This window comes from Pseudomonas sp. 1L-C-7-B-C1, assembly GCF_057291635.1.
Window position 1 is genome coordinate 63,716 of record NZ_JBXAWH010000012.1, and the last position, 25,927, is coordinate 89,642.

Consider the following 25,927-nt stretch of genomic DNA (forward strand, 5'->3'; position numbering starts at 1 on the left):
GCGGCTTTCGGCTTGTGGGCAATGGATGACCGGCTCACACTTCGCGGCTCGACATCCAGGTACCGCCCATGCATCTCTCACTGCGCTCATGCGCCCGCGTTGCTTTCTATCTCGTGCTGATGATTCCGGGCGTCGCGTCTTCGGCGGACGCCATGATCATCTGGCCCGAAGGCTGGGAAGTGGAAGCGCTGCCCCAGCCACCGCCGAGCGAAGGTCAGCCCGCCGTGCAAATACGACAGCGTGCGGTTAAAAACGATCAGAACGGCGATCCGGCCATGGTGGTGGAGCTGACTCAGACGCAGCTGCAGCCCGGTCACTCGGTTAATGTGCAGAGCGTGCTGCTGGAGATGCGCAAGGCGGTGCAGGTCAATTTCGCCCGCGGCGGTTTTCAGAGCGTCTGCACGCGAATGAAAGACAGCACGCTGAGCGACATCCCGGCGATGGAGACCACGTGCACGATCACCCAGAACGGCAACCACGTCATGACACAGACACTGGTAGCAGCGGCGAGTCCGCAATTGGCGTGGTCGTTGTCGTATGCCGGTTCGGCACAGGGCTATGCGGCCCATAAAGACGAAGTGCTGCGAATCAGGGACAGCCTGCGCCTCGGATCGGAGCAGTAGGGTCGAGGCAGGATCTACACAAATCGCGGGCATAAAGAAGCCCGCCGAAGCGGGCATTGGGGCACTAATCCTTTAGTAGCCTCCATCCTCTACAACCCGGTGTGAAAAAAATGTGAAGCTCACGAGCCGTTCAGCCGTGGAGGGAAAATTAGTCTGTTGATGCATGAAGGCTCATGGCCAGCTTCAGCGCCCCTCACGTCCATATTTAACGTGATAAATAACGCGGGTGAAACTCGACGATCAAGCTTGCTATAAGCCAGCCGGGTATTGAAAGCGATATATCCCTTTAATACGAAGCTGTTCAGCTAATTGTCAGGTTTGATATTCAAACCGTGCCTGCGCCAGCTTGCATTATTTAAAATACCTCACCTTTGGCTGGCTGTTATCAGCGCTCAGAGCACATGTTTCATTGCCATGCCGACCTACTTGCAGAGAAGCCCCGCGAGCAGAGCTTCCTCTCAATGTTGCAGGCCAATGTTTAGGGGCGCAGCAGACTAGCGGCCGCGCAACCACGAATCAACGGTTTCGGCACCGTATTGTATTTTCCAGTTTTTCAAACCGCGATGATTGCCGCCTTTGGTCTCGATCACTTCGCCGGTGTGCGGATTTTGATAGACCTTGACGACCCGCGGACGGCGGCGTTTCGGAGCTGCTGGCGCGGAGGTGGAGGCGCCGGTGTGGGGGTCGAGGATGGCGATGATGTCGCGCAAGGTCTTGTCGTACTTGCTCATCAGGGCCTGCAACTGCTGCTCGAACTCGATTTCCTTCTTCAATCCGTCGTCGTTCTTCAGGTACTCCAGCTGGGCCAGCTGCTCCTGAAGGGCTTTTTCTGCTGCGCGATATTCGGCAAGTCTGGACAAGATGATACTCCGGCAATTAATGGCTGTTGTCAGCTCAATGCAAGCAACCTTGCACGCACTACGACGCGCATCGGGTTCTGCTGCTTTTGGTTTCACCACGTTCTACCGTGTCCTTGACATCAGGATCAGCCGTCGACACTAACTTCTGAGGTTGAGCGTTGGTATCAAGACGGGGTAGTTCAGTTGTGGCGCGAGTAAATAATGCACGTTTTTTACGCATTGTAAAATAGCGGATTTACTCATCGCTAAGTGAAACACCTCGGGGACGATAAGCGGGTCTGACAAAAAAACAATAATAGGCGCAAAGCGTTGTAAGTAATTTCTTATACTTTAGCGCTATTGGAAACTATCCCGTCTCAAGAGCGGCGGCGAACGGCCGCCTACTCGCACCGACGGACCACGTCCGAAACCCGGGCGGAGGGGCGCCACTGACACTGCATCTCCGTGCCACCGTGGTTCGGGCCGATACTCACAGCATCGAACGCGGACCGGCTCTCCTCACCACACCGGACTTAGCAACCATCCGATCAGGCCGATCCCCAAGACAACCAACCACGGAGGGACCTTCCAGAACATTAAGGCAACAAGGGCGATCAGGGCCAGCCCGAAGTCTTGGGGTTTTGAGATGGCGCTCGTCCAGACCGGGTTGTACAAAGCCGCCAAGAGAAGCCCGACCACTCCCGCGTTGATGCCTGCAAGTGCCGCCTGGGTACGAATGCCATGCCGCAGCTGCTCCCAGAATGGCAACACCCCGATCACGAGAAGAAATGAAGGTGCAAAGATGGCGGCAAGGCAAACCGATGCGCCGACCCAACCCGACGGCGGGACGCTCATGGACGCACCGAGAAAGGCGGCGAACGTAAAGAGTGGGCCGGGTACGGCCTGAGCTACGCCATACCCAGCGAGGAAGGTATCGTTGGCTACCCAGCCGTTGGGTACCGTTGCCGTTTGAAGTAACGGCAGCACCACATGCCCCCCTCCGAAGACTAATGAGCCGGCCCGGTAGAAGTCCTGCACCCGGGCCAGGGTTTGAGAGGGCAGAACCTGCATCAATAACGGAAGGCCAGCCAACAAGCTGAAAAACACCAGTAACGAGATCACACCTACTTTCCGGCTGATGGAAATCGGCAAAGATTCCACTGGCTGTCGTTGATCGGCTTTAAAACACACCAGACCTACCCCGGCGGTGCAGACGATTACACTAATCTGGCCCATTGCATTGGGCCACAGCAGTGCAGCGCAGGCAGAGAATGCGGCGATTGTCACGCGAGGCACATCGGTACAAAGCTGGCGGGCCATACCCCAGACAGCCTGAGCGACGACAGCGACCGCGACAATTTTAAGGCCATGCAACAGGCCGTGTGGGAAAGCGCTTCCCCACGTGGACAGACCCTTTGCGAACACAACCAGGATTATCGCCGATGGCAAGGTGAAACCTGCCCATGCTGCGACGGCTCCGGAAAATCCGGCACGCGACAGTCCCAATCCTATCCCGACCTGGCTACTCGCAGGCCCCGGCAGGAATTGGCACAGAGCGACCAAGTCGGCATAGCTGCGCTCGCTCAGCCATTGGCGTCGCGCAACGAACTCCTCGCGAAAGTACGCCAAGTGCGCAATCGGGCCTCCGAAAGACGTCAGTCCCAAGCGCAAAAATACAAGGAACACCCGCCATGCGGAGTCAGCCGCGACCACCTTTTTCCTGCTTGCTGGTACCACCTCGCATGCTCCCCTCAGTGCCTGATGCAGTTGGAATGCCAGGAAGACCTCGGGCTATGCCGGTCCGCCCCAGCGTTGAATGATCTGCTCGGTCAGGGCGCCTAGCTCGGAGGCCATCAGGTCGGGCGCTGGCATTTCGTCTATCAGGAGCGGTGCGTTGTACGGACGGGTCAGAAGGGCGCCAAGGCACCCCGCAGCCTGGGCACCCGCCGTGTCCCAATAATGACAAGCCACCAGAAGCAAGTTCGCCAGTTCGACATTCAACGCCTGGGAAACCATCTGATAGGTTTCCGGAGCAGGTTTGAATTTTTTAACGGCCTCAACGCTGAAACTACGCTCAAAGAACGTCGCCAACCCGGCGCGCTCAAGGGGCGATGGGGATGCACCGCTGGCCGAGTTACTGAGTGTCACCAGCCGAAAGCCGGCGTTACGTAAGCACTTGAGTGCCGGCAGGACATCGGGGTGCGCTGGCATGGTGCTCATCCGTGCCTGCAATTCATCGATATCGCTGGCGTCGAGTGCGACCTGATGGAGAGACGCGACCATACGCAACGTGCTTACGGCCAGTTCGCCAAACGGGGTGTATCGGCCGCACAGGGACATCGTTTGCGAATACAGGATCAGGTTGGCGAACCACTCGCGCAAACTGGCTCTGTCACCGAACACACGCTCAAACAGCGGCTCAAGGGTGGTGATGTCGAGCAAGGTCTCGTTCACGTCAAACACGATGATCGGCGCTGATTTCCGCACTGCCATGAATATTCTCTTCTAAGGAGTGCTCGCTGCTGCAAGCATGATTTTGTCGGTTGAAGCCCTGACGTCCCGGATCACGGATAAGGCTACCCCCGATCGAGCCGGCGCAGCGGACTCATCATTATGAATCGTTCCCGGACAGGAGGGGCAGACGTACTTCAGGCTGTTCGAGACGAATACTGAGTGTTCTAAAGCCCTTGCTGCAGGGCAGGATCATCGGCGTTGAGCTGCTCCAGTTCCGCGAGCAGCACCTGCACTTTCTGCAGCTGCCCGGTCTCGGTCCAGTAACGAATCAGCAAAATCCGCGCGCGGCGGTCGGCGGGTGCGCGCTGCAGGATGTCCTCCAGCTGACGCTGCGCGGCTTCAAGCTGGTCGAGGTCGTGAAGCGCCACGGCAAGGTCGTAACGGTAGCCGGTATTCTCCGGGTCCAGCTCAATGGCCCGAGTCAGCGGGAGCAGGGCGTATTCGTTCTGTTTGTGACGCAGCAGCCATTGGCCGAGTGCGTGTTGCGCCAGGGACGACTGGGGCTGTTTCTCCAGCCATTGGGCGAGCAACTGACGCGAACGATCGGCCTGACCCTGACCGTCGAGCAACTGCACCAGCGCCAGCCCGGTCTCGAGGTTGTCCGGCTCCAGTTTTGCGGCCACTTCCAGCGCCTCGATCGCCTTTTGCGGCGTGCCATTGTTGAGGTAAAGCTGCGCGAGCGCGAGCTGGCGTTGAGCGCTCGGCGGCTGGGCAGTCAGCGCCTGCTCATACTGCTGAGCGGCCTCTTGCAGCGCGACGTAATACAGGCCCAGTTCATCCGGGCTCAGCGGCAGCAAGGCGCGCACCGCGCTGAAGCGCACCTGATCATCGGCGTCGTCCAGCAGCGGGCCGATCAGCGTGCTGCGTTGATCTTCAGGAAGCATGGCGGTGACCGCCTGGATGGCCGCCTGCTGAACCAGCGGAGCGGGGCGCTTGAGATCGCCTCGCAGAATTTTCAGGGCCTGGGGGCCCGGGTAATTGACCAGCTCAGCCAGCAGGCCGGCGCGGCGAATGTCCGGCAGGTCAGTGCGGGTGAATTGCTGATAGAGCACGCGCGCGGCGCCGGGCTTGCCACCGTGGGCCTGCTCCAGTGCTTCGGCATAGCTGTGATTGACCTGCGGTGCGGCCGGCGGCGCGTGCCAGTTTCGCACCAGCATCGCCATGGCGATGATCAGCAGCAACAGCGCCAGCGCAATTGCCACCTGCCAGCGACGTCGAGCCTTGAGCTGGGCGGGTGTGCGCCGGGAAGACGACTCAGACATATCGGTTTCCGTGTGGGCGTGTGCAGCAGCTTCGGGGAGAGACCGCCGAGTGTCAAACGCTGTGGGGAGTGATGGCCCCCTCGGGCGCTCGCGGGTTGTTTATCAACGGTTCAGAAAAAAGCCCCGAACCTTGTGGGTCCGGGGCCTTGGAGAGCGGCGGAGGGTGGCCGCAGATCAGCGCTGCAGATCCGCCGCCGGTTGAGCGATCCCGCTGCTCAACCTATGACGTCAGGCGTTCGGCTGCCAGCCACCGCCAAGGGCTTTGTAGATGGCGACGATGCCGCGATACAGATCGATTTCGGCCAGGGCCTGGCTGTCTTCGGCGGCCAGACGCTCACGTTCGGCGTCTAGCAGGACGAGGAAGTCGGCCGTGCCTTCGCGGTACTGGATGTTCGCCAGATTCGCCGCCGAACGGCTGGCTTCACTCTGCCGCACCAGCGACACCAGACGCTGCTGACGCTTGTCGTAGTCGCTGAACGCATTTTCGGTTTCTTCCAGGGCCAGCAGCACTTGCTGCTCGTAATTGGCCAGCGCGCCTTCGGCATCGGCGTTGGCGCCGCGAATCCGCGCCCTGACGCTGCCCAGGTCAAAGGCCGCCCAGGTGATGCTCGGGCCGAGGCCCCACGCTTGTGCTGCGCCGGACCCGATCTGCGAACCACGGCTGGCGGTAAACCCGAGGAAACCGCTCAGGCTGACCCGTGGAAACAGGTCGGCGGTCTGCACGCCGATTCGCGCGGTTTGCGCCGCCAGTTGCCGCTCGGCGCTGCGCACGTCCGGACGGTTTTCCAGCAGTTTGGTCGGATCACCGATCGGCAGAGCCTTGGAGATCGCCGGCAGCTTGGCCGGAGCGAGGGTCACGGTCATGGCGTCCGGTCGCTCGCCGAGCAGGGTGGCGATGCGATTGCGTTGGCGCACCTGCTCGGCCTGAAGCTGCGGAATGGTGGCTTCCACCGCCGCCAGACGCGCGTCGGAACGCACGACATCAAGCTCATTGCCCACGCCTTCGTCACGCAACTGCGCGGTGACGCTGCGGGACTCCTGCTGATTTTTCAGGTTGTCCCGGGCGATGTTCTCGCGCAATTGCGCGCCGCGCAGCTGACCGTAGGCGTCGACCAGTTCGGCGATCATCGTCACCTGCAGCTGATAGAGGTTGGCTTCGGCAGCCTGCTGGTCGGCGTCGCTGGCCTCCAGCTCGCGCTGGATGCGGCCGAACAGGTCCAGTTCCCAGGCCATGTCCAGGCCGAGGTCGTAACGTTCCTGGTTGACCCTGTGTTCGGTTTCACCCGGTACCTGCGAGCGGCCGATCTGGCTGCTGGCGCGGCTGGTCACGACGGGCATCGCGTCGTTGCTGATGTCGTCACGAATCGCGCGGGACGCTTTCAGCCGGGCGAAGGCGACGCGCAACTCGCGGTTGCCCTGCAGCGATTCGGCGACCAGTTTGTTCAGGGTCGGGTCGTCGAACTGCTGCCACCAGACGGTCTCGATGTGGCTGCGGTCATAGGCCCGCTGGGTGGCGGCCTGGATGTTGGCCGCCGCGGTTTCCGGCTTCTTGTAGTCCGGGCCGACGGCGCAGGCCGCCAGCGCCAGCACCAGCAGGCTCGGCAGAAAGAGTTTTGCAGCTTTCATCAATGAGCCTCCGGGGCGGTGGTCTGAATGCGTTGAGCCTTGGCCGCCTTGCGTGCCTCTTTGCGTCCAACGTAGTTACGAATCAGTACATAGAAGACCGGCGTCAACAGCAGACCGAAGAAGGTCACACCGAGCATCCCGGAGAACACCGCCACGCCCATGGCATGACGCATTTCGGCACCGGCACCGCTGGACAGCACCAGTGGCACCACACCCATGATGAACGCGAAGGAGGTCATCAGGATCGGACGCAGACGCAGGCGGCAGGCTTCAAGCACAGCTTCCAGCGGGGTTTTGCCCTTGTCCTGCTCATCCTTGGCGAACTCGACGATCAGGATCGCGTTCTTGCACGCCAGGCCCACCAGTACGATCAGCCCGATCTGGGTGAAGATGTTGTTGTCGCTCCCGGCAATGATCACACCGGCAATGGCCGACAGCAGGGTCATGGGCACGATCAGGATGACTGCGAGTGGCAGGCTCCAGCTTTCATACAGCGCGGCCAGTACCAGGAAGGCCAGCAATACGCAGAGCGGGAAGACCAGCAAGGCGGTGTTGCCTGACAGAATCTGCTGGTAGGTCAGGTCGGTCCACTCGTAGGTCATGCCGTTGGGCAGTTCTTCCTTGAGCAGTTTCTCCATCGCTGTCTGCGCCTGACCCGAGCTGTAACCCGGTCCCGCGGCGCCGTTGATCTCGGCGGTGATGAAGCCGTTGTAGTGCATGACGCGGTCCGGGCCCGAGGTGTTGGTGACTTTCAACAGCGTCGCCAACGGGATCATTTCGCCGCGGTTGTTGCGCACTTTCAACTGACCGATCTGTTCAGCGTCCTGGCGGAACTGCTGCTCCGCCTGCACGTTGACCTGATAGGTCCGGCCGAAACGGTTGAAGTCGTTGGCGTACAGCGAGCCCAGGTAGACCTGCAGGGTGTCGAAGATGTCGCTGATCGGCACGCCAAGGGTCTTGGCCTTTTCACGGTCGATGGCGGCATCGACCTGGGGTACGTTCACCGTGTAGCTGGTGAACAGCGCCGCCAGTTCCGGCACGCTGCGGCTTTTGCCGATGACGTTCATCGTCTCTTTATAAAGCTCGTCATAACCCAGGTTGCCACGGTCTTCAATCTGCAGACGGAAACCGCCGATCGTGCCCAGGCCTTGTACCGGCGGGGGCGGGAAGATCGCCATGTAGGCTTCCTCAATCCCGGCATACTTGGCGTTGAGGGCGCCGGCGATGGCGCCCGCAGACTCACTGGCCTGCTTGCGCTCATCGAAGGACTTGAGGGCGACGAAGACGATGCCGGAGTTCGGGCTGTTGGTGAACCCGTTGATCGACAGGCCAGGGAAGGCGATGGCGTTTTCCACACCCGGTTGTTCCAAGGCCATGGCCGACATCTTCTTGATCACGTCCTCGGTGCGATCCAGGCTCGCGGCATCCGGCAGTTGCGCGAAGGCGACCAGATACTGTTTGTCCTGTGCCGGTACGAAGCCGGTCGGGGTGTTGGAGAAACCCAGCCAGGTCATCACGATCAGGCCGGCGTACACCACCAGTGCCACGCCGCTGACGCGGATCACTCGGCCAACCGTGCTCACATAGCCGTTACTGGCCTTGACGAAGAAACGGTTGAACGGGCGGAACAGCCAGGCGCCAAACAGCTTGTCGAGGAACCGCGAGAAGCCGTCCTTCGGTGCATCGTGGGCGCGCAGCAGCACAGCGGCCAGCGCAGGCGACAGCGTCAGCGAGTTGAAGGCCGAGATCACCGTCGAGATGGCGATGGTCAGCGCGAACTGTTTGTAGAACTGCCCGGTGAGGCCGGAGATGAACGCCGCCGGAATGAACACCGCACACAGCACCAGGGCCGTGGCGATGATCGGGCCGGTCACTTCTCGCATCGCAATTTGCGTGGCCTCCATCGGCGGATGGCCAAGCTCGATGTTTCGCTCGACGTTCTCCACCACCACGATGGCGTCGTCCACGACGATACCGATCGCCAGTACGAGCCCGAACAGCGACAGCGCGTTGAGAGAGAAGCCGAACAGGTGCATGACCGCAAACGTACCGATCAGCGACACCGGTACGGCGACCAGCGGGATGATCGAGGCGCGCCAGGTCTGCAGGAACAGAATCACCACGAGTACGACGAGGATCAGCGCTTCGAACAGGGTATGAACCACCGCTTCGATGGAGCCGCGCACGAAGATCGTCGGGTCATAGACGATGCTGTAGTCCATGCCTTCGGGGAAGTTTTTCTTCAGCAGTTCCATCTCGCCGCGCACTTCGTTGGAAATGTCGATGGCGTTGGAGCCTGGACGCTGGAAGATCGGAATCGCCACTGCCGGCTGGTTGTTCAGCAACGACCGCAAGGCATATTGGCTGGAGCCCAGTTCGACGCGAGCGATGTCCTTGACCCGGGTGATCTCGCCGTTGTCGCCGGCGCGAACGATGATGTTCTCGAACTCTTCCTCAGAAACCAGACGGCCCTGGGTGTTGATCGACATTTGGAAGCTGGTGGCGCTCGGGGAGGGCGGTGCGCCCAGTTGACCGGCGGCCACCTGACGGTTCTGCTCGCGAATGGCGTTGACCACGTCGGTCGCGGTGATGTTGCGCGACGCGGTTTTGTTCGGATCGAGCCAGACCCGCAGCGAGTAGTCGCCCATGCCGAACAGCTGCACATCGCCGACACCGCCCAGGCGTGCCAGCTCATCCTTGATGTTCAGCACCGCATAGTTGGACAGGTACAGCATGTCGTAACGCTGATCCGGCGAGGTCAAGTGGACCACCATCGTCAGGTCAGGCGAGGCCTTGTCCACGGTAATACCGATGCGCGTCACTTCTTCCGGCAGCTTCGGCTCGGTCCGGGTGACCCGGTTCTGTACCTGCACCTGCGCGGTGTCGAGGTTGGTCCCCAGCGCGAAGGTGATGGTCAGGGTCAGCTTGCCGTCGGCGGTCGCCTGAGAAGACATGTAGAGCATGTTCTCGACGCCCGTGATCGCCTGTTCCAGCGGCGCGGCGACGGTCTCGCCGATCACTTTCGGGTTGGCGCCGGGGAAGTTGGCGCGCACGACAACGGTCGGCGGCACGACTTCGGGGTATTCACTGATCGGCAGCTGGAACAGCGAGATCGCGCCGGCGATCAGGATCAGCAGCGAAAGCACCGCCGCGAAGATCGGTCGCGTGATAAAGAACTTGGAGAAATTCATCGAGTGTGTCCCTTAACCGCGTGGCGTGGCGGAAGCAGCCACCTTGGCGTCCAGCTTGGACTGCGCCTTGGGCTGGTTGCTGGCTTCGAGCGCCTGGCGTTGTTGTTGCAATGCGGAGAGTGTTTCGGGGCTGGCCATCGGCGTGTCCTGCGGGTCGACCGGTGAGCCCGGACGCACGCGTTGCAGGCCGGTGACGACGATGCGGTCGTCTTTGCTCAGGCCGCTGCGCACGATGCGCAAGCCTTCAAGCTTCGGTCCCAGATCGACGCTGCGGTAGATCGCCTTGTTGTCCTTGTCGACTACCAGCACGAATTTCTTGCCCAGATCGGTGCCCACCGCTTCGTCCTTGATCAGCATGGCCGAATAGGTACCGCTGCCCACCAGCTTCAGGCGTGCGTACAGGCCCGGGGTGTATTCGCCCTTGCTGTTGTCGAACACGGCGCGACCGCGGATGGTGCCGGTGCGCGGATTGACCTGGTTGTCGACGAAGTTCATCTGACCCAGGTGCGGGTTTTCCGCTTCGTTGGACAGGCCCATGTACACCGGCGTTGTCGCGCCGCGTTTGCCATCGCGAGCCAGCTGGTTGTACTTGAGGAACACGCGCTCGTCGGCGTCGAAGTAGGCGTAGACCTTATCGGTGGATACCAGGCTGGTGAGGATGGTCTGGTCGGCGGTGACGATGTTGCCGGCGGTGATTTCCGCACGGCTGACGCGGCCGGTGATCGGCGCCGTGACGCGGGTAAAGCTCAGGTTCAGGCGCGCCAGATCAAGCTGTGCCTGGATGGCGGCAACGGCAGCTTTGGATTCCTGGGCGGTGGTGGTGCGAGAGTCGGCGAGTTCGGCGGAGATCGCATTGTTGGTGCGCAGACGTTCGCCGCGCTGGGCTTCATTGGTGCTGCGCTGGGCAGCGGCCTTGGACTGCTGCAGTTGCGCTTCCAGACGGTGGACTTCGGCTTCGAACGGGCGCGGGTCGATCTGGAACAGCAGGTCGCCTTTTTTAACCAGCTCGCCGTCAGTGAACGCAACCGAGTCGATCTGGCCGGAAACACGCGGGCGAACCTGAACGGTTTCCGGCGATTCAAGGCGGGCGGTGACTTCGTCCCACTCGTTGACCGGTTGCTCGATCACCTTGGCCACGTTGACTTTCGCCGCCGCCGGCGCAACCGTCGCCTCAGGCGTCCGGCCGCACGCGCTGAGGACCACAAGGGTCAACGCGGCGAGGGGATAGCGCAAAGGAGTTAAAGACTGAAGCATGGGAGAATCCGCCGATGTTATTGAGATGGGCGGATAATGTTCTCGGGGGTGTTATTGCACGAATCGAATGACGCGAAGGTAACTATCAGTCGTAATGATGTTCGGCGTAATAAAAGGTCTGCAATCAATACCCTGCACCGTCATGTGGCATCTGTTCTTAAAACCACGTGGCTTTGAGCTATTGCGCAGAGACGTCCTTCAATCGACCCAAGCTTCCCGGTGTGACGTCTGGCGCTTTCCCGGCTAAAGCCAGTCCCACTGGGACGCAGGGTGCTTTTAGTGGGACCGGCTTCAGCCGGGAAGAGGCCGGTTCATACGCCTCAAGATCTTCAGCAACGTTGCACAATCAGAAATGGTGAGTTGAGTTTCCTGGTGATTCACGGCCTTCGCTGCGGCCAATAGCATTCAGCCTGAACCCACTCATGAAGGTCTCCCAATGACTCGTTCCGATTCGGTCAATTCATCGAACAGTAAGCCCGGCTTCAGCCGCCGCGGTATCTTGCAGGCGTCCGCGGTGGGAGCAGCGTCTGCCGTGGCCGGGTCATTTGCCAGCACGGCCTCAGCCAGCTCACCTCCTTCCGGCCGGCACAGCAGCGCCGAGTTCGACGATGCCTTCTGTGTCAGGTTCCACACGCAAAAGGTCGGCAACGTCGAGGTGTTCTACCGCGAAGTCGGTGCGAAGGATGCGCCAGTATTGTTGCTGCTCCACGGCTTCCCGAGCGCAAGCCACATGTTCCGCACCCTGATGCCGCTGCTGGCCAGCCAGTACCGCCTGATCGCGCCCGACTTGCCCGGTTTCGGCAACACCCTGGCGCCGCCGCGGGGCCAGTTCGATTACACCTTCGACAACCTCTACAAAGTGGTCGAGGGTTTCACCGAAGCATTGGGGCTGACCCGATACGCGCTGTACATCTTCGACTACGGGGCGCCCACCGGCCTGCGCCTCGCCGCCGCCAATCCGGAAAAGGTGACGGCCATCATTAGCCAGAACGGCAACGCCTACCTTGAAGGCTTCAGCGATCAGTGGGACCCGTGGCAGGCTTACTGGCGTGATCCTTCGGCGGCCAACCGCGAAGCCTGTCGCCCGTCGCTGTCGCCCAAGACCATCCGCGACTGGCAATACGGCACCGGTGCGGATCCCGAGAAACTCTCGCCCGACGGCTACAACCTCGACATTTTTTACATGGCCCGGCCCGGCGCGGAGGAAATACAGCTGGACCTGATTCTTGACTACCGCAGCAACGTCGCGGCCTATCCAGCGTTTCAGGCGTACTTGCGCAAGCATCAACCGCCCTTGCTCGCGGTCTGGGGCAAGCACGACCCGGCCTTCATTCCGCCGGGTGCGCAAGCGTTTCGCAAGGACATCCCGAACGCCGAGGTCCATCTTCTGGACGCCGGGCACTTTGCGCTGGAGACCCATGCCCCCGAGATTGCGCAGTACATCCGGGATTTCCTGTCGCGAAAGCTGCTTGGGTGAAGACGCCGGGTAACGGACGGGATGAGCCGGGAGCGGCTGCCGACGATGCCGTATCTCACGGGCAATCAACGGAGGGCCTGGAGGATTACTTCTGCGCCGCCAAGGCTTTCCTTTGGGATTTTTCAGTTTTCATCGCGGCGATCTCACGCTCGCAGGCCGCGACGTCGAAGGAGTTGTCCCACTTGGCGATAGCGATGGTGCCGATACCATTACCAATCAAATTGGTCACGGCCCGCGCTTCGTTCAGGAACCGATCAATGCCCAGCAGCAAAACAAGCCCGACCAGAGGAATGGAGTGGATGGTGGTCAGGGTCGCCGCCAGCGTCACAAACCCTGCGCCTGCCACACCTGCCGAGCCTTTGGACGTCAGCAGGAACACTCCGAGCAAAATCAACTGATCGGCAAAGGTCAGCGGGGTATTCGTCGCCTGGGCAATGAAGATGGCGGCCATGGTGAGGTAGATGCAGGTGCCGTCGGCGTTGAACGTGTAACCGGTCGGCAGCACCATGCCCACCACCGATTTTTTGCAGCCCAGTTTTTCCAGTTTTACCATCATGCGTGGCAGCACCGCTTCGGTCGAACAGGTGCCCAGCGTGATGAGAATTTCATCCTTGAAATAACGCAGAAACTGCATGAGCGGCATGCCCGACCACCGTGCCACGGAACCCAGCACGACGACGATGAAGATCAGCGTGGTGAGGTAAAGGGCGATCAGCAACTGACCAAGCGAGAGCAGGGTGCCGATGCCGTACTTGCCGATGGTGAAGGCCATCCCTGCACCCGCACCGATCGGCGCCAGTCGCATGACCATGGCAACGATCTTGAACAGGCCTTGCAGGAACAGATCAATGGTGTTGATCAGCGGTTTGCTGGTTTCGCCCATTTGCACCAACGCAATGCCCATCAATACAGAAAGCAGGATGACCTGAAGCATGACCCCGTTGGAAAAGGCGCCGAGGAACGTGTGAGGGATGATATTGAGAAAGAAATCAATGGTCCCGCCCTGTTCACTGGCGGCCTGGCTGTACTTGCTGATAGCACTGCCATCAAGGGCGCTGACGTTGATATTCATGCCGACGCCAGGCTTGACGATATTAACGACGACGAGGCCGATGACCAGCGCGATGGTGGACAGAATCTCGAAATAGAGCAGGGCCTTCACACCGATTCGGCCCACCTCTTTGATGCTGCCCATCTTCGCGATACCCACGACGACGGTCCCGAAAATGATCGGTGCCAACAGCATCTTGATCAGTTTGATGAAACCATCGGCGAAGGGCTGGAGCTTGGCACCGATGTCTGGCAAGAAGTAACCGATGGCGGCGCCGATCACGATGCCGATCAGCACTTGCACATACAGCTGGCTATACCAGCGTGATTGGGACGTTTCCACGAAAGCACCTCATTTTATTGTTGTGATGGGCATGTGGCGTGGCGTCAGGAATGACGCGTGTGTCTGCGGCCTCTTTCAAAAAGGGCCGCAGACGCGGTCTGATCAGCCTTCACCCAACTCGCGCATGACGGCGTATAAGGCGGACTTCGCTTCAAACCCGACACCTGGAATATCCGGTAATCCGACGTAGCTGTTTTCCACCTTGATCCCGTCGGCAAAACCGCCGAAGGGCTGGAACACGTCCGGGTAGGATTCGTTGCCGCCCAGGTGCAGGCCGGCGGCGATGTTCAAGGACATCTGGTGACCACCGTGGGGCACCACGCGGCGGGACGACCAGCCCATGTCTTCCATCACCTTCAGCGTGCGCATGTATTCCACCAGCCCGTAGGACAGCGCGCAGTCGAACTGCAGAAAGTCGCGATCAGGGCGCATGCCGCCGTGGCGCAGCAGGTTGCGGGCGTCCTGATGGGAAAACAGGTTTTCACCGGTGGCCATGGGCAGCTCGTAGTGATTGGCAAGCTCGGCTTGAAGCGCGTAGTCCAGCGGGTCCCCGACTTCTTCGTACCAGAAGAGGTTGTACTTCTTGATGGCTTCGGCGTAAGCAATGCCGGTTTCCAGATCGAAACGGCCGTTGGCATCCACCGCCAGACGACGTCCGTCCCCGACCACCTCAAGCACTGCCTCGATGCGGCGGATGTCTTCGTCCAGGGGCACGGCGCCGATCTTCATTTTGACCACGTCATAGCCGCGATCCAGGTAGCTCTGCATTTCCGCCTTGAGCTTGGTCTGGTCCTTGCCTGGGTAGTAATAGCCGCCCGCGGCATAGACCCAGACTTTGTCATCGGCCACGCCGTTGCGGTAACGATCAGCCAGCAGGCGATACAGCGGTTTGCCTTCGATCTTGGCGACCGCGTCCCAGACCGCCATGTCAATGGTGCCGACGGCGACCGAGCGCTCACCGTGACCGCCTGGCTTTTCGTTGGTCATCAGGGTTTTCCAGATGGCGAACGGGTCGAGGTTGTTGTTTTCATGATCGACAAGGGTGTCGGGGTCGGCTTCGGTGACGCGCGCCAGGAAGCGATCACGCATCAGCGCGCCCTGGCCGTAGCGACCGTTGGAGTTGAAGCCATAGCCGATAACAGGTTTGCCGTCGCGGATCACATCGGTGATCACCGCCACGACCGAGCAGGTCATTTTGGAAAAATCGATGTAGGCGTTGGCGATGGGCGAGGCAATGGAAACGGTTTTTTCACGGATGTCGACGATGCGCATGACGGGTTCCTCTTGTTGTTCGTGGCCCCACGTTAGGCTTTGCGACGACACCCGCCCAATGCTATTAATGCCGCACCCTATGCACAGGAGGCATGGCCCCTTGGAACTCGTCTGGCTTGAAGATCTCTCGGCGCTTGCGGAATACGGCAGCTTTGTCCGTGCCGCCGAGGCACGGCACGTTACCCAGCCGGCCTTTAGCCGCCGGGTTCGCTCGCTGGAGAACTGGATGGGCGTGGAGTTGTTCGTGCGCACGCCTCAGGGCGCCACGCTGACGGAGGCGGGAAGGCAAATTCTGCCGAGCGCTCAGGAGGCGGCCCGGCACCTGTACCGGATGCGCAACGAGGCCCAGGAAGTGGCCGGGATGGCGGCGCGCTCACTCAAGTTCGCGGCCACGCATTCCCTGTCGTTCACTTTCTTTCCCAAGTGGCTGCGAAGCTCGGAAAACGCCGCCCTCATCGAGGCCGTGCAGCTGCACTCCGACAGCATGGCGGTCTGCGAGCAGATGCTGATCCACGGCCAGGTGCAGTTCATGCTCTGCCATCGCCACCCCGACGTGCCGCCGCTGCTGGCACCTGATCAGTTCATCAGCAAGAAGGTCGGTGAGGACGTGCTGGTGCCCCTGGCGAGCACATCGACCCGTTTTGGCACCACGCCAGCGGCGTTGCCGTATCTGGCGTACACCCATGAATCGGGGCTGGGGCGCATCGTCGCCCACCGGCTGCGGGGCAAGGAAGATTACCTTCACCTCAAACCGCTCTTCAGCAGCCACCTTGCAGCCGTACTCATGTCCATGGCCCTGGAAAGCAAAGGCGTGGCGTGGCTGCCGAAAAGCCTGACCGAGCAGGAAGTGCTGGAAGGGCGGCTGGTCCGAGCGCTGGATGAAAGCTGGGACATTCCGCTGGAAATTCACCTGACCCGGCCGAAGGCGCAGCTGAGTCAGGCGGCGGAAGCGTTTTGGGGTGAGGCGGGCGGTGGTGGCGGGTTGGCTTTGGGCGGACGGGCTGGGTGAATCAATCACTCTTCGCTGCGACCCGATTTTCGTTCTTCGAATGCCAAGCGCACGGCTTCCACCACACGTTCGGCCCGATCAGTGTCGTCCAGGAGCGGATACGCTTTCTTCAATTTGCCGGAGACCTGCCAGCCGTTTTCCTTGAGAGAACGAATGTACGGTTCGCGTCCTGATCCGGCATTTCAAGCACCTCTTTGAGACGCTTCTGAGCACGCTGGAAAATAACCGGCACACGGGCGGTCTGGTTCAGCTCGCGGAGTGCCTCATCCAGGTCGGTCGTTCCAGTCTCAGGCGCGTAGTGCCTGAGTCAGGCGTTCGAGCATGCGATCGCAGCCATCCAGTTGCTCTACGCTGATGAATTCGTCGGGTTTGTGCCCTTGATCCATGCTCCCGGGCCCGCACACGACTGTCGCTATACCGATGGCATCGAATAATCCGCCCTCGGTGCCGAACGCCACAGTGGTGAAATCCCGGGAGCCACAGCATTCGGCAATCAGCTTGGCCGCTTCGCCACGGGCATCCGTCGCCAGCCCTGGATAGGCGGACAGCTCGGAGAAGCGGATATCGCTTGAAGCGTTGATTGCTTGCATTTCTGGTACCACGTGCTGACGCGCGTATTGCTCCAGTTGCCGGGCGACATCGTGGGCATTCTGATCGGGCAGGGTGCGTATCTCGAAGTCGAAGCTGCAGTCGGCAGGCACGATATTCAGCGCTTTGCCGCCACTGATCAGGCCGGTCTGTACGGTAGAGAAGGGCGGGTCGAAGCGGGCATCCTGCAATTCCACGGCACGCAATCGGGACCCGATGCGACCCAGCTCACCGATCAGCTCAGCGGCGCACTCAATGGCATTGACCCCCTGTGGAGCATAGGCGGAATGACAGGCCGCGCCGTGTACATCGCAGCGCATCGCGAGTTTGCCCTTGTGACCGAGCACTGGCTTGAGTTCAGTGGGCTCACCAATCAGGCACAGCGCAGGTTTGATCGCACGCTGTTCCAACTCGGCGAGCAGGCTGCGTACGCCCAGGCAGCCGACTTCTTCATCGTAGGACAAGGCGATATGCACCGGCATACGCAGTGGCTTAGCGAGAAGACCCGGTACGGCAGCAAGCACGCACGCAATAAAGCCTTTCATGTCGGCTGCGCCGCGACCGTAAAAGTTGCCGTCCTTTTCACTGAGTTCGAAGGGTGGCACGGTCCACGCTTGCCCATCCACCGGCACTACATCGGTATGGCCGGACAGCACCACCCCCGGCCGGTCGTCCGGACCGAGGGTGGCGAAGAGATTGGCCTTGCTGCCCTCATCATTGAAAATCAGTTCGCAGGGCACTTGATGCCCGGCGAGGTAATCGCGAACGAACTCGATCAGTTGCAGATTGGACTCGCGGCTGGTGGTGTCGAAGCCGATCAGTGCCGCCAGAATCTCTCGGCTGCTCATTCATTCGTCTCCCGGTACGCCGTAGCTCGGCGCCTGGGTCGGGTCAAGAGCGCGAGTCAGGTAGTCCTGCATTTGCGGGCGGTAGGCGGTCCACAACTGAGCCAACGTTGTAATTGGATCTTCCTCGGCCCAGTCGACGCGCAGGTCAATGATCGGCCAGCTCACGTCGCCCACCACTTTCAAGGCAGCTGAATGCACAGGGCCCGCTTCGCCACCGGCCGCCATCGCGGCTTGCATGGCGGCGATCAAGCGATCGGCCAATTGCCCGCCAGTGGTTTCGAAGGCCTTGACCATTGCATCGATGACGGCCGTATCGGCCAGCATGTTCCCGGCGCCGGCGCATTGTTCACCCGCTAGCGAGTGCACACAGCCCAGGGTTTCGGTGCCGTTGAAGATCGCGGTGTTGCCCTGATGATCGATGACAGTCACCTGACGAAACCGGCTGAACGCGTCGCAGGCCGGCACGGAGGCAGTCGCCTGTTCGGGTGACAGGCCAAGCTCCAGCTGATCAAGCACATGGCTGCCCAAAGCTGGCAGCGTGATGTTCTGGGTCGCGACCGCGCCTACGCCTGGACGTAACCAAGGGCAGCGCGCGCCGACGGCAATGCTTGAAGAGCTGATGGCGATGCCCAGCTGACCGGTTTCGGCGCAGCGGCCAATGATGGAAAACGTCATGGTGTCCGATCCTTCTGATACGTATTCGGCGCCCGTTCAACGGGCGATAGATGAACAATTCAGGGCCGCGTTCAGCGTGCCCCTTCGACATTCAGCACGCGGCCCAATCCCAGAAAACGATTGGCCAGCGTCAGTAATGTTGCGGTCACGGCGATGTACATCACCGACAGCGCAGCCAGGGTCGGGTCGGCGAATTCGCGCACGTAGTTATACATCGCTACCGGTAAGGTCTGGTTGGCCTGGGTGGTGACGAACAGCGAGGCGGTGAATTCGTTGAACGACAAAATGGCTGCGAACAGCCAGCCACCGAACAGCCCCGGAATCATCAGCGGCACAGTGATGGTCCACACCACCCGCAATGGCGAGGCCCCAAGACTGGCGGCGGCCAGCTCGATACGCTGTTCCAGATTGTGCAGAGACACATACAGGCTGCGCAGGACGAATGGCAGCACCAGCAGAATGTGGCAGAAGATCACCAGCGCATATCCGCGCCCCAGATTGAGCTGCGCCACCAGCATCAGCAGCCCCAGCCCGATGGTGAAATGCGGGATGAACAGCGGCGAAAGCAACACGCTTTCGAGCAGGCGCTTGAAGCGGAAATCGAAGCGATGGATGGCGATAGCGAGCATCGTCCCGATCACCACTGCGAGGCTTGAGGCCCAGGCAGTGACGATCAGCCCGGCGTAGAACCCCTTGCGAAAATCGTCGTAGGCAAGGGCTCGATCGAACCAGCGCAATGACCAGCCTTTGGGCGGAAAGAACAGCACTGAGGTGCTGCTGAACGAGGAGATGATCACCACGATCGTGGGCAGCAGCACGAACAGCAGAATCAGCCCCACCAGGAGGCGGCCCGCGTGGCCGAGCCATTTGTCGCGATTGGAACGCGTCATCTCAATGGCCTCCGACGGGGTGCAGGGAGCGCGTCATGCGCTTGAGCGCCGTCAGCAGCAAGATCGTCAGCACCAGGCCCGCGACGCTCAGTGCCGCAGCGAACGGGAAATTCAGAGACGAAAAGCCCAGTTGATAGACCAGCGTGGCGATGGTGCTGACCTTGCCACCGCCGATCAGCTGCGGCGTGGCAAAAGCGCTGAAGGTCCAGGCGAATGCGGTTGTCAGGCTGGCAACGATGCCCGGCAATGACAACGGAAGCGTCACCGTGAGAAACGCGCGAATTGGCCCGGCGCCCAGGCTGGTGGCGGCTTTCTCGTAGGCCGGGTCAATGTGCGACAGCCCGGTGGCGAGCATTAGCACCATGATCGGCATTGTCACGTGAACCAATGCCAGGACCACGCCGGTCTGGGTGAACATCAATTGCAGCGGTGTGTCGATCACGCCCATGGCCAGCAACAGGCTGTTCAGAAAACCGCTACTGCCCAACACAATGATCCAGGAGTAGGTGCGCACCACTTCGCCGAGGAACAGCGGGGTGATGGCGATAATCAGGATGCTCGACTTCAGCCAGCCAGTGCGGGTACGGACCAGCGCGTAGGCCAGCGGATAGCTGAGCAACAGGCCAAACAGGGCCGTTTTGAAACTCAAGGACACCGTGTTGAAGAACGCCTGGGCATACAGACTCTTGAGCAGATCCTGGAAGTTATCGAGCGTGAACCCGCCCACGTCCAGTGAGCCTGGAACGTAGGCGCGCACGCTGTATTGCAGCACGGTCAGCATCGCGATCGTCAGGCCGATGGCGGTCAACGCCGACGGCAGCACGAACCACAGGACAAACGCAGGTCTTCGAGTCATGGGGTCTTCCATGCAGGCATCCAATAAAGCGGGCGGCGGAAACAATACAAATCCTGGCGCTGTTCCAGCACTCAGTGCGCCATGATGTTTTCGGAGAACCACTTGCGCCATTCTGCCGATTTCCGGGCGCGCAGCTCAGGGTCGATGTTCAGGGTCGCGTCCCACTGAGCAGGGGTTGTGAGCATCCCCGGCAGCTTGGCGACTTCCGGATCGACATCGGCATTGGTCACCACCGGGCTGCCACGGTTGATCTTGGCGATCTTCGCTTGTACTTCTGGCGACAAGGCGATGTTCATGAAGGTATAAGCCAGGTCCGCGTGCTTGCTGCCGGTGTTTATGCCCATCGCATCAACGCCCAGTACCGCGCCTTCCTTGGGGATGGCGAGCTTGATGTTCACGCCTTCTTCCATCATGTGATAGGCGTTCATGGACAGCATGACCTGCACCGGCGTCTCGCCGGTGGCAATCAACTGCTGGCTGTTGGCGTCGTTGGTGTAGAACGACTTGATGTTGGGAATCAGCGCCTTGAGCTTGTCCTCGCCTTTTTCCCAGTGCTCGGCGTCGCTGCCCGAGAGCTTGGCCGAGACCGCGATGATGTGGCTCGGGTCCCAGTCGGGCAGGGCCAGCGTGCCTTTTAGTTCGGGTTTCCACAGGTCCGCCCAACTGTCGAAGGCCACGCCTTTGGGTACCAGATCCGGCCGATAGCCGATGGTGTAGACGTAGCCCCAAACGCCGATGTGCGACGGGCTCAATCTGGCCTGATGCACCAGGTTGGCGGCATTGGGAATCTTGCTCATGTCCAGGGTTTCGAACAGCTTGTCGTTGGTGTACAGCCAGCCTACATGGGACGTCGTGAAAGTCAGGTCCGACTCGGCGGTGCCAGCGAGCTTGGCCTTGTTGAGGCGGTCGATGGTGCCGCCGGTGATGTACTCAACTTCAACGCCGGTCTGCTTGGTGAACTCTTTGCCGATGGCTTCGTCGATCAAGTCTTTGAAGCTGCCGCCCCAAGTGCTGACTACCAGTTTGTCGGCGGCGTTGGCATTCGCGGCGGCCAGCAGGCTCGCGCTCAACAAGGTCAAGGCAATGACGTTACGCAGCATGTTCTATTCCTTCTGGCTGTACGGAAAGGAGGACGTCTCGCCAACGCGCGTGCACACCCTGCAGACGCGCGTTGGTTCGAGGGGACCATCATGGAGTGGCGCCACTGGATCGGTAAAACAGGCTTTGCTGTACTTGTGCATCGGAATTTGTGACGCAGTCACTCAAGCGTCCACGGGCATCAATAACCGCGGGCCGGATCAACCTGATTCAGCACAGGCTCGCCTCGGTTGAGTCGCTGAATGTTGTCGGCCACTTGCTGCGCGGCGGTGGCTGGTATGGCCACCGACGCCAGATGGGGTGTGATCAGCACGTTGTCCAGCGCCCAGAGCGGGTCCTCGGGCGGCAACGGCTCGCGATCGAACACGTCCAGCGTCGCCTCGCCGATCTGCCCGCTGGCGAGTGCAGCGGTCAACGCATGCTGATCGACGATGGCACCCCGGGAGACGTTGACGAAGCAACTGCCCTTGGGCAACAGAGCCAGCCGTTCGGCGTTGAGCAAGCCAAGGGTTTGCGGCGTCAGTGGCAGCATCACCACCAGAATGTCGCTGCTGGCAAGGAAGCCGTCCAGACGGGCCATCCCGTTCACGCAAGTGACGTTATCCAGCTGTTTTTCCGAACGTGACCAGCCGCGCACATCGAATCCCTGGCGCGCCAGCTCGAGCGCTGCATAGGCGCCCAGCTCTCCCAGGCCCAGCACCCCGACCCGCACGCTGGTAGGCAAGCGCGGGTGCAAGTAGTGCCAGCGCCGCTCGCGTTGGGCGCGTTCGAAGGCCGGGATGTCGCGGGCATAACGCAGCACCGCAAAGAGCACGTAGCTGGCCATCATGCGACCCATATCGGGATCGGAAATACGTGTGATCGGCACGGCCGGCAAGTCATCGCGACCCACCAGCGAATCGACTCCAGCCCCCAGGTTGACCAGCAATTTGAGCTGCTGATATTGCGCGAAGAAACCCTGCGGCGGTTTCCAGCCAAGCACCACGTGCACGCTATCCGGGTCTTCAACGTCCTTGGGCTGGCAGATGCGCACCCCAGGCAGCAGCGGGGTGAGCAGCGCGCTCCATTCTTCGAAACTGTCGTGCTCGCTGTAAAACACCAGGGTCGATGTCATGGTTGGGCCCCCAGTGACTGAGCTTCACCGGTCTGCACGTCCAATAGTTCCGCCACCGCCGTGAGCGCCAGTCGATAACCGAGGGCGCCGAGCCCGGCAATGACCCCGGTGGCGGCCTTGCACACGTAGGAGTGATGACGAAAACTCTCGCGCTTCCAGATGTTGCTCATGTGGGCTTCGATGATCGGGCCGTCGAACGCGAGCAGCGCGTCGAGAATCGGCACCGAACTATAGGTCAGGCCGGCGGCATTGATGATCACGGCGTCGGCGTGCAGGCGCGCTTCCTGAATCCAGTCCACCAGTACGCCTTCGTGATTGCTCTGGCGAAACTCCAGTTGCAAGCCCAGTTCGGCGGCGTGGCGCAGACAGCGGGTTTCGATGCTGGCAAAGCTTTCGCTGCCGTAGGTGCCTTTGGTGTCCAGCCCGTAGAGGTTGGCGTTGGGGCCGTTAAGGAAAAACACGGTACGGGGCATGATTCACTCCAGGGCGTTATTCAACAGGGCGAGTCGCAACCATCGCGGGGTGTTGGTCGAAGATGGCGAACCAAGCGGCAGTAGCGGGGTGGCAGGACCGCCAGTCGAGGTGGGCAAAGCGGAAATCCAGGTAACCGAGGCCGCAGCCGATGGCGATAAGGCCGATGTCATCGGGCACGACGCTGTACTGCGGCGCCTGGGTCTCGATGTCGACCAGCACGGCTCGAATCTTGGTCAGTTGCCCGTCGAGCCAACCATCCCATTGCTTGTCGACGGGCCGGGCAACGGTTTCGTAGCGGGCAAGCACGGCGGCGTCCAGCAGACCGTCCCCCAACGCCTGTCGGACCAGACTGACCCAGCGCTGCGTGCCTGCGCGCGGGAACAGCGAGCCGTCAGCATGGGTGTCGAGGTATTCGCAGATCACCCGGCTGTCGTACAGGTCCAGGCCATCAGCCGTCTGCATCGCCGGCACCTTCGCCAGCGGGTTGAAATGTGCAATGCGCTCATCGCGTTTGATCGGGTGGGCGGCGGACTCAAGTTTCTCGATCTGCCCCTCCAGTCCCAGGCAGTGGGCGGTAATCATCACCTTGCGCACGTAGGGCGAAGTCGCGGCGTAATACAGTTTGAACATGGGCTCTCCGGTGACGATGTCAGGTTGTCGGGCCTGCAGGCCGCCACGCGAGTCAGGAGGCATCGGCGATCAGCAGCACTTTGCCGATATTGGCGTTGCTCTCCAGCAGGCGGTGCGCTTGCGCGGCCTGTTCGAGGGGCATGCGGGTGTGGATCAGCGGCCGAACCTGACCCGAGACGATCCACGGCATCAGGTTGGCGCGAATGCAAGTCGCCAGACGCGTCTTCTCCGCGACAGATTTGGGCCGCAGTGTGGACGAGGTCAGGCTCAGGCCCTTGCGCATCAGTAGTTGCAGGTCCAGCTCGATCTTCGCCCCTTGCAGGAACGACAGGCTGACGTGGCGCCCGCCAGCGGCCATGGCCTCAAGATTGCGCGCCACGTACGGGCCGCCGACGTTATCGAGAACGACATCGACGCCGCGTCCTTCGGTGCATTCGGCGATCACCTGGACGAAGTCTTCGCGATGGCGATCAACTGCACGCCAGACGCCCAGCGCCTTCAGCATCAGCACCTTGTCGGCGCCGCCTGCGGTGGCGATAACCCGCGCGCCCGCCGCACGGGCGCATTGCACGGCGAAGCTGCCGACGCCGCTGGCGGCGCCATGAATCAACACGGTATCGCCTGCGCCCAGACGGCCCAGCTCGAACAGGTTATGCCACACGGTGAAGGCTGCTTCGGGCACGCCTGCGGCGTCTTCGAGGGGCAGTTCATCGGGTACTGGCAGGCAGTAGGCGGCCAGGGCGACGCAGTACTGCGCATAACCGCCACCGTTGAGCAATGCCATGACGCGGTCGCCGGGTTTGAAGTCTTGGACGCCGTCACCCACGGCCACCACCGTGCCCGCCGCCTCAAGCCCCAGCACGTCAGGGGTGCCGGGCGGCGTCGGCATGCCGCTGCGCTGCATCAGATCCGGACGGTTGACGCCCGCGGCTGCAACGCGGATCAGCAACTCACCGGGTTGTGGCGCGGGCATCGGGCGTTGCACGCTTTGCAGCACATCAGGGCCGCCTGGTTCACGGGCGATGATCGCGGTGATGGTGTTGGGAAGCGCACTCATAAGAGCTGCCCGCAGGCTTGAGGGCAGACGCTGAGGTGGCGGTTGATGTGGTGGCGTGTGGTCATGGAATGCTCGAATTCAGGAAAGGGGCGGGACGTCGGCGGCGAAAGCGCACACGCCTTCTTCATCGAAGCTCAGGCCCGCCGCCGCACCTATCGGCCAGCGAGTCAGAGCGTCGAGCCCGGACTGACGGACGAACAAAAGGGTCTGGCCCAGGGCAGGGACGTCCAGGTGGATATCGACGTGATCACCCTGAAAGACATGGGTGACCACGGTGGCACTCAGCAACGTACCGGCGCCGAGTGCGCCGAGGCGGATGTTCTCCGGGCGCACATAAATGTCCACTCGCGCGCCGACATCGGCATGAACCCGCTCAGGTGGCAAGCGCAGTACGCTGTCGCCAAAGGCCAGGGTCGCCAGCTCGTCGCGGCTCAGGTAGCGCCCCGGAAGTACGTTGACGTCGCCCACGAAACTGGCGACGAAGGGGTCTTCGGGATGACGATAGATCGCATCCGGCGTACCGATCTGGCGGACATGCCCGGCAGACATGACCACCACTCGGTCGCTCATGCTCAGCGCTTCGCTCTGGTCATGGGTGACAAACACTGTGGTGACGCCGAGCTTGCGCTGGATGTCCTTGAGCTCGATTTGCATCGACAGCCGCAGGTTCTTGTCCAGAGCTGAAAATGGCTCGTCCAGCAATAACACTTTGGGCCGGATCACCAACGCCCGGGCCAGCGCGACACGTTGCTGCTGCCCACCGGAGAGTTCGCGCGGCTTGCGCTCGCCGTAGCCTTGCAGCTTGACCAGCGCCAGCGCCTGCTCGACGCGCTCGGCAATTTCGCCCTTTGGCACGCCGCGCATTCGCAGCCCATAACCGATGTTCCTGGCCACGTTCATGTGCGGGAACAACGCGTAGTTCTGGAAGACGATGCCAATCTCACGCTGATAAGGCGGGGTTTCGGTGACCAACTGGCCGTCGATGAAGATTTCGCCTTTGTCGGCATCGACAAACCCGGCCATCAGATTGAGCAGCGTGGTCTTGCCGCAGCCCGACGGGCCGAGCAGGGTGACGAATTCACCTTCCCGGATCTTCAGCGAAACCTCATGGAGCGCAATCGAGTCACCAAAACGCTTGAGCACGTTGTCCAGTTGCACGGCGATGTTGATCTTCGCTGTTGCAGCCGTGCCCACTGTCGCAGGTTCAAAGGGCGCGATTTGTGCAGTTGCCATGGCG

At 61.1% G+C, this 25,927-nt stretch carries 22 protein-coding genes and 1 pseudogene; 3 read left to right on the forward strand and 20 right to left on the reverse strand.

What is annotated here, in order from left to right:
- The first annotated feature begins 119 nt into the window (after positions 1-119).
- Positions 120-623: a DUF4946 domain-containing protein gene (locus AC0Z8Z_RS18625; RefSeq protein WP_485620183.1), complete on the forward strand. Its 504-nt coding sequence runs from the start codon at positions 120-122 to the stop codon at positions 621-623.
- 494 nt (positions 624-1,117) lie between these two features.
- Here AC0Z8Z_RS18625 and AC0Z8Z_RS18630 read toward each other — a convergent pair whose 3' ends face one another.
- The 7 genes from AC0Z8Z_RS18630 to mexE all read right to left on the reverse strand — a co-directional run bounded on the left by AC0Z8Z_RS18630 (position 1,118) and on the right by mexE (position 11,309).
- Positions 1,118-1,483: a histone-like nucleoid-structuring protein, MvaT/MvaU family gene (locus tag AC0Z8Z_RS18630; protein ID WP_122534759.1), complete on the reverse strand. Its 366-nt coding sequence runs from the start codon at positions 1,481-1,483 to the stop codon at positions 1,118-1,120.
- Between the two features lie 498 nt (positions 1,484-1,981).
- On the reverse strand, positions 1,982-3,199 hold the full coding sequence (gene chrA, locus AC0Z8Z_RS18635) for a chromate efflux transporter (RefSeq protein ID WP_485620091.1): 1,218 nt from the start codon (positions 3,197-3,199) through the stop codon (positions 1,982-1,984).
- 54 nt (positions 3,200-3,253) lie between these two features.
- On the reverse strand, positions 3,254-3,955 hold the full coding sequence (locus AC0Z8Z_RS18640) for a haloacid dehalogenase type II (RefSeq protein WP_485620092.1): 702 nt from the start codon (positions 3,953-3,955) through the stop codon (positions 3,254-3,256).
- Between the two features lie 185 nt (positions 3,956-4,140).
- The gene (locus AC0Z8Z_RS18645) at positions 4,141-5,238 is read right to left on the reverse strand and encodes a tetratricopeptide repeat protein (protein ID WP_485620093.1); all 1,098 of its coding nucleotides are present in this window, start codon (positions 5,236-5,238) and stop codon (positions 4,141-4,143) included.
- A gap of 228 nt (positions 5,239-5,466) precedes the next feature.
- Complete coding sequence (locus AC0Z8Z_RS18650) at positions 5,467-6,864, reverse strand: efflux transporter outer membrane subunit (RefSeq protein ID WP_172611917.1); 1,398 nt, start codon at positions 6,862-6,864, stop codon at positions 5,467-5,469.
- On the reverse strand, positions 6,864-10,055 hold the full coding sequence (locus AC0Z8Z_RS18655; protein WP_205483677.1) for an efflux RND transporter permease subunit: 3,192 nt from the start codon (positions 10,053-10,055) through the stop codon (positions 6,864-6,866). The genes AC0Z8Z_RS18650 and AC0Z8Z_RS18655 overlap by 1 nt, the downstream gene beginning before the upstream one ends.
- Before the next feature lie 12 nt (positions 10,056-10,067).
- Complete coding sequence (gene mexE / locus AC0Z8Z_RS18660) at positions 10,068-11,309, reverse strand: multidrug efflux RND transporter periplasmic adaptor subunit MexE (protein WP_122534763.1); 1,242 nt, start codon at positions 11,307-11,309, stop codon at positions 10,068-10,070.
- A gap of 436 nt (positions 11,310-11,745) precedes the next feature.
- On the opposite strand from mexE, the gene AC0Z8Z_RS18665 reads away from it, so the two are divergent.
- Positions 11,746-12,786 carry an alpha/beta fold hydrolase gene (locus AC0Z8Z_RS18665; RefSeq protein WP_485620094.1) on the forward strand — a complete coding sequence of 347 codons (1,041 nt, stop codon included), beginning with the start codon at positions 11,746-11,748 and terminating at the stop codon, positions 12,784-12,786.
- 85 nt (positions 12,787-12,871) lie between these two features.
- Here the strand turns inward: AC0Z8Z_RS18665 and dctA are convergent, their stop codons facing one another.
- The gene (gene dctA / locus AC0Z8Z_RS18670) at positions 12,872-14,179 is read right to left on the reverse strand and encodes a C4-dicarboxylate transporter DctA (RefSeq protein ID WP_485620095.1); all 1,308 of its coding nucleotides are present in this window, start codon (positions 14,177-14,179) and stop codon (positions 12,872-12,874) included.
- Between the two features lie 102 nt (positions 14,180-14,281).
- The gene (locus AC0Z8Z_RS18675; protein WP_485620097.1) at positions 14,282-15,451 is read right to left on the reverse strand and encodes a mandelate racemase/muconate lactonizing enzyme family protein; all 1,170 of its coding nucleotides are present in this window, start codon (positions 15,449-15,451) and stop codon (positions 14,282-14,284) included.
- A 100-nt stretch (positions 15,452-15,551) separates the two neighbouring features.
- Between AC0Z8Z_RS18675 and AC0Z8Z_RS18680 the strand changes: the two genes are divergently transcribed.
- Positions 15,552-16,460, forward strand: coding sequence for a LysR family transcriptional regulator (locus AC0Z8Z_RS18680; protein WP_485620098.1), 909 nt, complete (start codon positions 15,552-15,554; stop codon positions 16,458-16,460).
- 5 nt (positions 16,461-16,465) lie between these two features.
- Here AC0Z8Z_RS18680 and AC0Z8Z_RS18685 read toward each other — a convergent pair.
- From AC0Z8Z_RS18685 to AC0Z8Z_RS18735, 11 genes and pseudogenes are all read right to left on the reverse strand, one after another.
- Positions 16,466-16,713: pseudogene (locus AC0Z8Z_RS18685) on the reverse strand (Fic family protein); the annotation flags it as partial.
- A 34-nt stretch (positions 16,714-16,747) separates the two neighbouring features.
- Complete coding sequence (gene argE / locus AC0Z8Z_RS18690) at positions 16,748-17,896, reverse strand: acetylornithine deacetylase (protein ID WP_485620100.1); 1,149 nt, start codon at positions 17,894-17,896, stop codon at positions 16,748-16,750.
- Positions 17,897-18,571 carry a DUF1028 domain-containing protein gene (locus AC0Z8Z_RS18695; protein ID WP_485620102.1) on the reverse strand — a complete coding sequence of 225 codons (675 nt, stop codon included), beginning with the start codon at positions 18,569-18,571 and terminating at the stop codon, positions 17,897-17,899.
- Between the two features lie 71 nt (positions 18,572-18,642).
- Positions 18,643-19,461: an ABC transporter permease gene (locus AC0Z8Z_RS18700; protein WP_485620103.1), complete on the reverse strand. Its 819-nt coding sequence runs from the start codon at positions 19,459-19,461 to the stop codon at positions 18,643-18,645.
- Position 19,462: 1 nt separating this feature from the next.
- Complete coding sequence (locus AC0Z8Z_RS18705) at positions 19,463-20,317, reverse strand: ABC transporter permease (RefSeq protein WP_485620104.1); 855 nt, start codon at positions 20,315-20,317, stop codon at positions 19,463-19,465.
- A gap of 71 nt (positions 20,318-20,388) precedes the next feature.
- Positions 20,389-21,417 carry an ABC transporter substrate-binding protein gene (locus AC0Z8Z_RS18710; RefSeq protein ID WP_485620105.1) on the reverse strand — a complete coding sequence of 343 codons (1,029 nt, stop codon included), beginning with the start codon at positions 21,415-21,417 and terminating at the stop codon, positions 20,389-20,391.
- Positions 21,418-21,596: 179 nt separating this feature from the next.
- Positions 21,597-22,529 carry a 2-hydroxyacid dehydrogenase gene (locus tag AC0Z8Z_RS18715; RefSeq protein ID WP_485620107.1) on the reverse strand — a complete coding sequence of 311 codons (933 nt, stop codon included), beginning with the start codon at positions 22,527-22,529 and terminating at the stop codon, positions 21,597-21,599.
- A complete protein-coding gene (locus AC0Z8Z_RS18720) occupies positions 22,526-23,002 on the reverse strand; it encodes a type II 3-dehydroquinate dehydratase (protein WP_485620108.1) in 477 nt (158 codons plus the stop codon). The genes AC0Z8Z_RS18715 and AC0Z8Z_RS18720 overlap by 4 nt, the downstream gene beginning before the upstream one ends.
- A gap of 16 nt (positions 23,003-23,018) precedes the next feature.
- Positions 23,019-23,633 (reverse strand): glutathione S-transferase, encoded by a 615-nt coding sequence (locus AC0Z8Z_RS18725; RefSeq protein WP_485620109.1) that lies wholly within the window; start codon positions 23,631-23,633, stop codon positions 23,019-23,021.
- A gap of 52 nt (positions 23,634-23,685) precedes the next feature.
- Positions 23,686-24,690, reverse strand: a complete 1,005-nt coding sequence (locus AC0Z8Z_RS18730) for an NAD(P)H-quinone oxidoreductase (RefSeq protein ID WP_485620110.1) — start codon at positions 24,688-24,690, stop codon at positions 23,686-23,688.
- Between the two features lie 78 nt (positions 24,691-24,768).
- Complete coding sequence (locus AC0Z8Z_RS18735; protein WP_485620111.1) at positions 24,769-25,923, reverse strand: ABC transporter ATP-binding protein; 1,155 nt, start codon at positions 25,921-25,923, stop codon at positions 24,769-24,771.
- Positions 25,924-25,927: the final 4 nt, after the last annotated feature.